General features: G+C 67.2%; 1 protein-coding gene. It reads right to left on the bottom strand.

The features are described 5' to 3' along the window. Positions 1 to 8765 (bottom strand): amino acid adenylation domain-containing protein (locus ACWEO2_RS37145; protein WP_452409647.1); only part of this gene is annotated, 8765 nt, incomplete at its 3' end. Between the last annotated feature and the right edge of the window lie 22 nt (positions 8766 to 8787).

Raw genomic sequence — 8787 nt, 5'->3', positions numbered from 1 at the left:
GCATCCACACTGCCCGCGAACACGGTCAGCATCGAAGGCACGAACGAGGTCATAGTGACCCGCTCAGCGGCAATGACTTCCGCCAGATATTGCGGATCACGATGCCCATCCGGGCTCGCCACCACGATCCGGCCACCGGTGCTCAACGGGCCGAACAACTCCCACACCGACACATCGAACGTCGCCGGGGTCTTGAACAGCACCACATCATCGGCACCGATGCCGTACTCACCAGTGATCCAACGGATCTGGTTCACCACAGCCGCATGCGGCAGCGCAACACCCTTCGGGCGCCCCGTCGAACCCGACGTGAAGATCACATACGCGGTGTTCTGCGCCCGCAGCGGTGCGATCCGCTCCGCATCGGTGACCGGCTCGTCCGCGTACCCGGACAGATCCAGTTCATCGATGGACAGCGTGGGCAGACCGCCGCTCTCGAAGTTGTCGCGCGAGTTGGTCAGCACACAGACCGGTGCCGCCGACTCGAGCACATAGCTGATCCGCTCGGTCGGCTGGTCCAGGTCCAACGGCACGTAGCCGCCGCCCGCTTCCTGCACCGCGTACGCCGCGACCACCAGGTCGACCGAACGCCGGAGGCCAAGGGCGACCAGCTTTTCCGGGCCGACACCGGCTTCGATGAGTCGACGCGCCAACCGGTGCACGCGCGCACCGAATTCGGCATACGTGAGCGAGGTTCCGGTCGCCGGGTCCACGATCGCGACCGCATCCGGCGTGGCGGCGGCCTGCGCGGCGAATTCGCCAACCAAGGTGAGCCCAGCCGCGTCACCCCGGCGAGCACCGGAACGACGCGGGGAGCGTCCGGGCTGGCGACGCGGCAGCAAATCGCGCCGGGTGTCATTCCAGCCGGTCAGCGCCAGCGCGGTTTCGTCGGCGTCGAGCAGCCCGATATCGCCGACCGGCACCGTCGGGTCAGCGATGATGGCCGCCAGCACCCGATCCAGGCGCCGCGCGAACGCCGCCACCGTCGCCTCGTCGAAAAGGTCGAGCGCATAGGAGAATTCGGCCGACATACCGGCCGCCTCACCCAACTCCTGGGTCTCCTGCAGGGTCAGCTGCAGGTCGAACTTGGCCAGCCTGGCGTCGTAGTCGATGCCATTGACCGACAGGCCGGGCAGTTCCAGATTGGCCTGTCTGGTGTTCTGGAAGGCCAACATCACCTGGAACAGCGGATGCCGCGCCTGCGAACGAGCCGGGTTCAGGATTTCGACCAGCCGCTCGAACGGCAGGTCCGCATGTGCGAAGGCGTGCAGATCGGTCTCCCTGGCCTGCGCGAGCAGATCCGCGAAACTGGCGGAGCCGTCCACATTCGTGCGCAGCACCAGGGTGTTGACGAACATGCCGATCAGATCGTCGAGCGCGGCCTCACCACGACCGGCGGCCGGGGTGCCGACCGTGATATCGCCGGTACCGCTGGCCCGCGCCAACAGCACCGCGAGCGCACTGTGCATCACCATGAACAGCGACGCATTGTGCTTGCGCCCCAAGTCGATCAGCGCGCGCTGGGTCTCGGCGGAGATCACGAACGCATAGGTGCCACCCCGGTAGGAGGCGACCGCCGGACGCGGACGATCCGACGGCAGCACCAATTCGTCGGGCAGACCGGCGAGTTCGTCGGTCCAGTAGCGAATCTGGCTGGCGATCAACGAATTCGGATCGCCCTCGGAGCCGAGCACCTCGCGCTGCCACAGCGCGTAGTCGGCGTACTGCACCGGCAGCGCGGACCAGGCCGGCGATTCCCACGAGGTGCGCGCGGCATAGGCCACCATGACATCGCGAGCCAGCGGTCCCATGGACCAGCCGTCGGCCGAAATATGGTGCACCACCATGCCGAGCACATATTCGGATTCGCTGATCTCGAACAGCCGGGCATGCAGCGGCACCTCATCGGTGACGTCGAAGGCCATGGAGGCCAGGTCGACCAGATGCTCGACCAGCGTCTCCTCGGTGACCCGGTAGGGCGTCAGGTCCGGAACGATCTGTGCCGCATCCAGAATCCGCTGCACCGGACCGTTCTTGGTCTCCGGGAATACGGTGCGCAGCGATTCGTGCCGGTCGATCACATCGATGACCGCGACCTGTAGTGCGGCGACATCGAGGTCACCGGACAGCCGGATCGCGACCGGGATGTTGTTGACCGCCGATTCGGTATCGAACCGGTTGAGGAACCACATGCGCTGCTGCGCCAGCGACAGCGGCACCTGCTCGGGCCGCTGCCTGGCCACCAGCGCCTTGCGCGCGCCGTCACCGGCATGCGATTCCACCCGCGACGCCAGCGCCGCCACAGTGGTGGCCTCGAACAGCATGCGCACCGGGACCCGGGTGTCGAGCGCGATGCCGAGGCGCGAGGCGACCTGGGTGGCGATCAGCGAGTTGCCGCCGAGTTCGAAGAAGTCGTCGTCGACGCCGACCCGGGAGATGCCGAGCACCTCACCGAAGATCTGGGCGACGATCTCCTCGATCGGGGTGGTCGGCGCACGGAATTCGCGCACCTCGAAGACCGGCGCGGGCAGCGCCTTGCGGTCCAGCTTGCCGGACGGGTTGAGCGGGAACGCGTCCAGGCCGACGATCGCCGAGGGCACCATGTACGAGGGCAGGGTGCGGTGCAGCGAGTTCTTGATGTCATCGATATCGGCGGCGCCGCCCGGGGTGACCACATAGGCGACCAGCTGATCGCCCGCAACGGTATCCATGACGAGCACGACGGCCTGGGTGACCGCGGCATGTTCGAGCAGCGCGGTCTCGATCTCACCGAGTTCGATGCGCTGGCCGCGGAATTTCACCTGGAAGTCGGTGCGGCCGATGTACTCCAGCACACCGGCGGTCCCGGTCGCCGGATCCTGCGGTGCGATCCAGCGGACCAGGTCGCCGGTGCGGTACAGGCGCGCGCCCGGTGCGCCGAACGGGTCGGCGACGAACCGCTCCGCCGACAGGTCGGAGCGGCCGTGGTAGCCGCGGGCCACCTGGACACCGCCCAGGTACAGCTCGCCGGGCACGCCGACCGGCACCGGGTTCAGGCCCGCATCGAGCACATAGGTCTGCGCATTCCACACCGGGCGGCCGATCGGCACCGTGGTCGGCGCGGCCTCAGCGATATGCCAGGCGGTGGCGTGCACGGTGAATTCGGTCGGACCGTACAGGTTGTGCACGGCGGCACCGCAGAACTGCCGGAATGCGGTCACCGTGGCCGGCGGCAGCGCCTCACCGGCGACGAGCACCGTACGCAGCGAAGCGCATTCGTCCGCGGACGCGGCCCCGGCGAAGACCGAGAGCATCGAGGGCACGAACGAGGTCATGGTGACCCCGTGGCGGCCGATGATCTCCGACAGATACATCGGATCGCGGTGACCGTCCGGCGCGGCGATGAGCATGCGCGCGCCGACCGCCAGGGTGCCGAACAGCTCCCACACCGACACGTCGAAGGTGACCGGCGTCTTCTGCAGGATCACATCGGCGGCGTCGATGCCGTATTCACTAGTGATCCAGGCGATCTGGTTGACGACACCGGCATGGCTGACCGCCACACCCTTGGGTCGGCCGGTCGAACCGGAGGTGTAGAGCACGTAGGCGGTGTTCGAAGACCGCAGCGGCGCAAGGCGTTCGGCATCGGTGACCGGCGCGTCGTCGAAGTCGGCGAGGTCGAGGGTGTCGAGCTGGAACACCCGATGGTCACCGCCGGCGGCGACATCATCGGCGGTCGTGGTGAGCACGCAGACCGGATTCGAGCTGGCGAGTACGTATTCGGTGCGCTCGGCCGGGTGATCGGGATCGATCGGCACATAGCCGCCACCCGCGGCCATGGTCGCGTAGATGGCGACGAGCATGTCCACCGAACGGCGAATGCCAACGGCCACCAGCGATTCCGGGCCGACGCCCTCGGCGATCAGCTTGCGGGCCAAGCGGTTGACCCGCGCCGAGAATTCGGCGTAGGTCAGTTCGGTCCGCGGCCCGAACTCGCCTTCGCTGCGGGTACCGCCGTCGAAAACGACGGCGATCTCGTCCGGACGTTGACGCACCTGCGCGGCGAACAGGTCGAGCACGGTGGCGGCGGACACCGGATGGGCGGTGCGGTTCCAGTCGTGCAGCACCGTCGCGCGCTCGGCGTCATCGAGGATATCGATATCGCGGACCGCGGATTCCGGTGCGGTGACGGCGGTTTCGAGCACGCGCAGGAAACGGCGGCCGAATTCGGCGACGGTTGCGGCATCGAACAGATCGGTGGCGAAGGACACCACGGTCGACATACCGGTGGGTTCGCCGTGCGCGCCGCGGCCCTCGGTGACCGTCCACTGCAGGTCGAATTTGGCGATATCGACCTCGAGCTCATCGGCGGTGACCGACAGGCCGGACAGCTCCATCGAACCGTGCGAGAGCTCCTGGAACGAGAGCATCACCTGGAACAGCGGATGCCGCGCCTGCGAACGGGTCGGGTTGAGCACCTCGACCAGCCGCTCGAACGGCACATCGGCATAGGCGAATGCGGCGAGATCGCCCTCGCGCGTGCGAGTCAGGAAGTCGGTGAAGGCCTCGCTGCCGTCGACCTCCGAACGCAGCACGAGGGTGTTGACGAACATGCCGATCAGATCGTCGAGCGCCTGCTCACCGCGACCGGCCACCGGGGTGCCGATGGCGATATCGCTGGTGCCGGACAGCCGCGACAGCAGCACCGCCAGCGATGCGTGCAGCACCATGAATACGCTGACGCCCTGGGCGCGCGCGAATGCAGCGATGCGCTCGTGCAGATCGACATCAATATCGAAGCCGACTCGGCTACCGCGGAAGCTCTGCACCGGCGGGCGCGGGCGGTCGGCGGGTAGGTCGAGCTGATCCGGCAGACCGGCCAAAGCCCCACGCCAGTAGGCGATTTCGCGGGCCGCCATGGAACCGGGATCGGATTCCGCGCCGAGCAGTTCACGCTGCCACAGCGAGTAGTCGCGGTACTGCACCGGCAGCGGCGCCCACACCGGGGCCTCGCCAGCGGCCCTGGCCAGGTAGGCGGCGGCAACATCGCGGGCCAGCGGACCGAACGAAAAACCGTCCGCCGCAATGTGATGTACGACGAAGGCGACCGCGTAGTCGGGGGTTCCGTTGTTCGAACCGGTGACGCGGTAGACCCGCACCCGGATCGGCAGTTCGGTGGCGACATCGAATCCGGTGGCGGCGAATTCGACCAGCACGCCCTGCAATTCGGCGGGATCGATCGACTGCACCTCGATACCGAGATCGACCTCGTCCATCGGCAGCACCAGCTGGTAGCCGCCGTCACCGGACTCCGGGAAGATGGTGCGCAGCGACTCCTGGCGCGCCATCACATCGGTCAGCGCCACCTGCAGCGCATCGACATCGACCTGGCCGCGCAGGCGCACCACGAACGGCAGGTTGTAGGCGGGCACCGTGGAGTCGAACTGGTTGATGAACCACATCCGCTGCTGTGCCAGCGACAGCGGCACCCGCTCGGGCAGCTGCTGGGCGACCAGCGGCGGCCGCGCGGCATCGGCGGGACTCGCGGTTTCGGCGCGGGCGGCGATACCGGCCACGGTCGGGGTCTCGAACAGCGCACGCACCCCGATCTGGGTGCCGAATGCCGCGCCGATCCGCGACATCACCTGGGTGGCGACCAGCGAGTTGCCGCCCAGATCGAAGAAATTGTCATCGATGCCGACGCGTTCCTGGCTGAGCACATCGGCGAAGATGGCCGCGACGATCTGTTCGGCTTGGGTACGCGGGGCGCGGAATCCGGCGGCGTCCGCACTGAAGACCGGCTCCGGCAGCGCCTTTCGGTCCAGCTTGCCGGAGGTGTTGAGCGGGAACGCGGCCAGCACCATGATCGCCGCCGGCACCATGTAGCTCGGCAGCTTCTCCGCGACGAAGCGGGTGAGTTCGGCCGATTCGACGGACTGTCCCGGCGCGGGCACCACATACGCGACCAACTGTTGGCCGGTGGCGGTATCCACCACCAGGACGGCGGCCTGGCTGACCGCCGGGTGGGCGAGCAGATCCGTTTCGATCTCGCCGAGTTCGATGCGCTGACCGCGGAATTTCACCTGGAAGTCGGTGCGGCCGATGTATTCCAGCGTGCCAGCGGCATTCCAGCGCACCAGGTCACCGGTGCGGTACATGCGTTCGCCGTCGGTGCCGAAGGGGTTGGCCACGAACCGATCCGAGGTCAGATCGGGACGGCCTCGGTAACCGCGCGCGAGCTGGCGTCCACCCAGGTAGAGCTCACCCGGCGCGCCGACGGCCGCGGGCCGCAGCCGCGCATCCAGCACATAGACCTGGACATTCCACTCCGGGATACCGATCGGCACCGTCACGGTATCGGCGGCGGTCGCCTCCCAGTAGGTGACCGAGACCGCGGCCTCGGTGGGACCGTAGAGGTTGTGCAGACCGGCGCTCGTGATCGCGCGGAATCCTGCCGCGGTTTCCGGCGGCAGCGCCTCACCGATGACGAAAACCGCACGCAGGGTGGCGCATTGGGCGGCGGTGGCGTGCGCGACGAAGACCGTCAGCATCGAGGGCACGAAGTCGGTGACGGTCACCTGGTGCCGCTCGATCATATCGGCGACATACAGCGGATCGCGGTGCCCGTCGGGTGCGGCGATGATCAGCTTCGCGCCGACCATCAGCGGTAGGAAGTAGCCCCACAGCGACACGTCGAAGGTGGTGGCGGTCTTCTGCAGATACACGTCGTCCGCGGTGAGGCGGTATTCGTCGAGCATCCACAGTTGCTGATTGACGATCGCGTGGTGGGTGACCGCGACACCCTTGGGTCGACCGGTCGAACCCGAGGTGTAGATGACATACGCGGTGTTGTCCGGACGCAACGGCGCGCGCCGATCCGCATCGGTGACCGGCGCGATATCGAAGGCCGACACGTCGAGGGTGTCGATCTGTACCCGGCGCACCGAATCGGGCAGCTCGAGCTCGTCGGAGGACACGGTCAGCACACAGACCGGTGCCGCGGACTCGAGGATGTAGGCGGTGCGGTCGGCCGGATGATCGGGGTCGATCGGCACGTACGCGCCACCGGCCTTGAGCACCGCGTGCATGCCGACCACCAGGTCCAGCGAACGCCGCATGCCCAGCGCGACCAGCGATTCCGGGCCGACACCGTCGGCGATCAGGAACCGGGCCAGCCGGTTGACCCGCGCGGCGAAGTCGGCATATGTCAGCGTCGCGGAGCGACTCGATGAGGGGTGGTGGTCGGGCGACGGGTGGGCAAGCTGCGCGCCCTCGAAGTCCAGCGCGATATTGTCCGGGGTCAGCTCGATCTGCGCATCGAGCAGCGCCGCCAGAGTGGTATCCGGAACGTCCTGCTGGGAGTCGTTCCACTCCACCAGGGACAGTTCCCGCTCATCCTCGGTGGTGGCCGGCAGCTCCCACACCACGGCATCGGCGTCCGCGGCCAGGAACCGGTCGAAGAACTCCAGGAACCGCGAATGATGCTGTGCGGCTTCGGCTTCGGTGTAGAGGTTCGGGTTGGTCTCGAAGTCGATATGCGAGCGGGTGCCGCCGGCCGACTGATAAAAATTGACACCGAGGTCTTCGATACTGCCGGTGGAGAGCACGTTGAACTCGCCGTGGGACTCGCCGAGCACGACCTCGTTGTGGAACAACATGATGTTGACCCACGGGCCGAAGAACTCCGCGCCGACACTATTTCCGGTGTTGGCAGTGCCCGCGCTGTCGCGGCGGATGTCCTCGTGACGGTAGCGCTGATGGCGCAGCCCGCCCGATACCTCGACGGTGACCGAACGCAGCAGTTCGGCGACCGTGGTGTCGTATCCGACCCGCAGCCGCAGCGGCACGATATTCGAGGTCACACCACCGGAGCGGCGCATCGCGGCGGTGGTGCGCGCGGTCACCGGCAGGCTAAGGATCACCTCTTGCGCACCGGTCAACTGGGCCAGATACGCGGCGAAGCCCGCGATCAGCAGACCGGCGGGAGAGTTGTCGTGGCGGGTAACGGCGTCGGCGAGCAGTACCTCCTGCTCCGAGGACAATGCCGCACTCGACACCCCGTTGAGCGGCGCCGGTGGCGCGGACCGACCGACCAGGCTGGTTCCGTCCTCCAACCCGGCGACGCGCTGAGCCCAGTGCTCCTTATCGGACTGGAAGCGGGTGCTGTCGCGGTAGGTCAGCTCGGATTCGTACACGGTGTGCAGATCGACGGCCTTGTACGGCGGCGGCTCGACGTCATTCAGCAGCGCGGTGTAGATATCGGCGAACCGCTTCATGTACGTCATCGCGCCGAAGCCGTCGAGCACGATGTGGTGCACCCGCGAGTACCAGAACCAGTGCCGGTCCCCGAGTTGCAGGACGGCACTCATCATCAAGCGGTCGTTGACCATGTCCAACGGACGGCTGTACTCGGCGCGCATCCAGGCGTGGCCCGCGGCGACCGGGTCGTCCTCGGCCCGCAGATCGACGTAGCCGATATCGTCGGAATCGGGGATCGAATAGTCGACGTACTGCAGCGGCTGACCATCGCGTTCAACGATCCGCAGAAAGCCCGAGCCGAACTCGCGCGAGGCGATGATGGTGGCTTCCCGCATCACGAGCCGATCGATGTCGCCGTGGACGTCTACGTACTGCGCGATATTGATCGGGACCTGCGGATCCACATGCTGCGCGTACCAGATGCCCAGCTGTGCGGGCGACAGCGGAAAGTACTCCGCAGCAGCCTGCGTAGCGTCCGCCTCTGTGTCACCAGTTTCGCCGTTTCCGCCGAAATCCAGCCGGTCCAACCCGTAACCTCGCTTCCGGAAC

The sequence above is a fragment of the Nocardia sp. NPDC004278 genome (genome assembly GCF_053602975.1).
The sequence above is the reverse complement of the archived record's forward strand: the minus strand, read 5'-3'. Positions and strand labels throughout refer to the sequence as shown.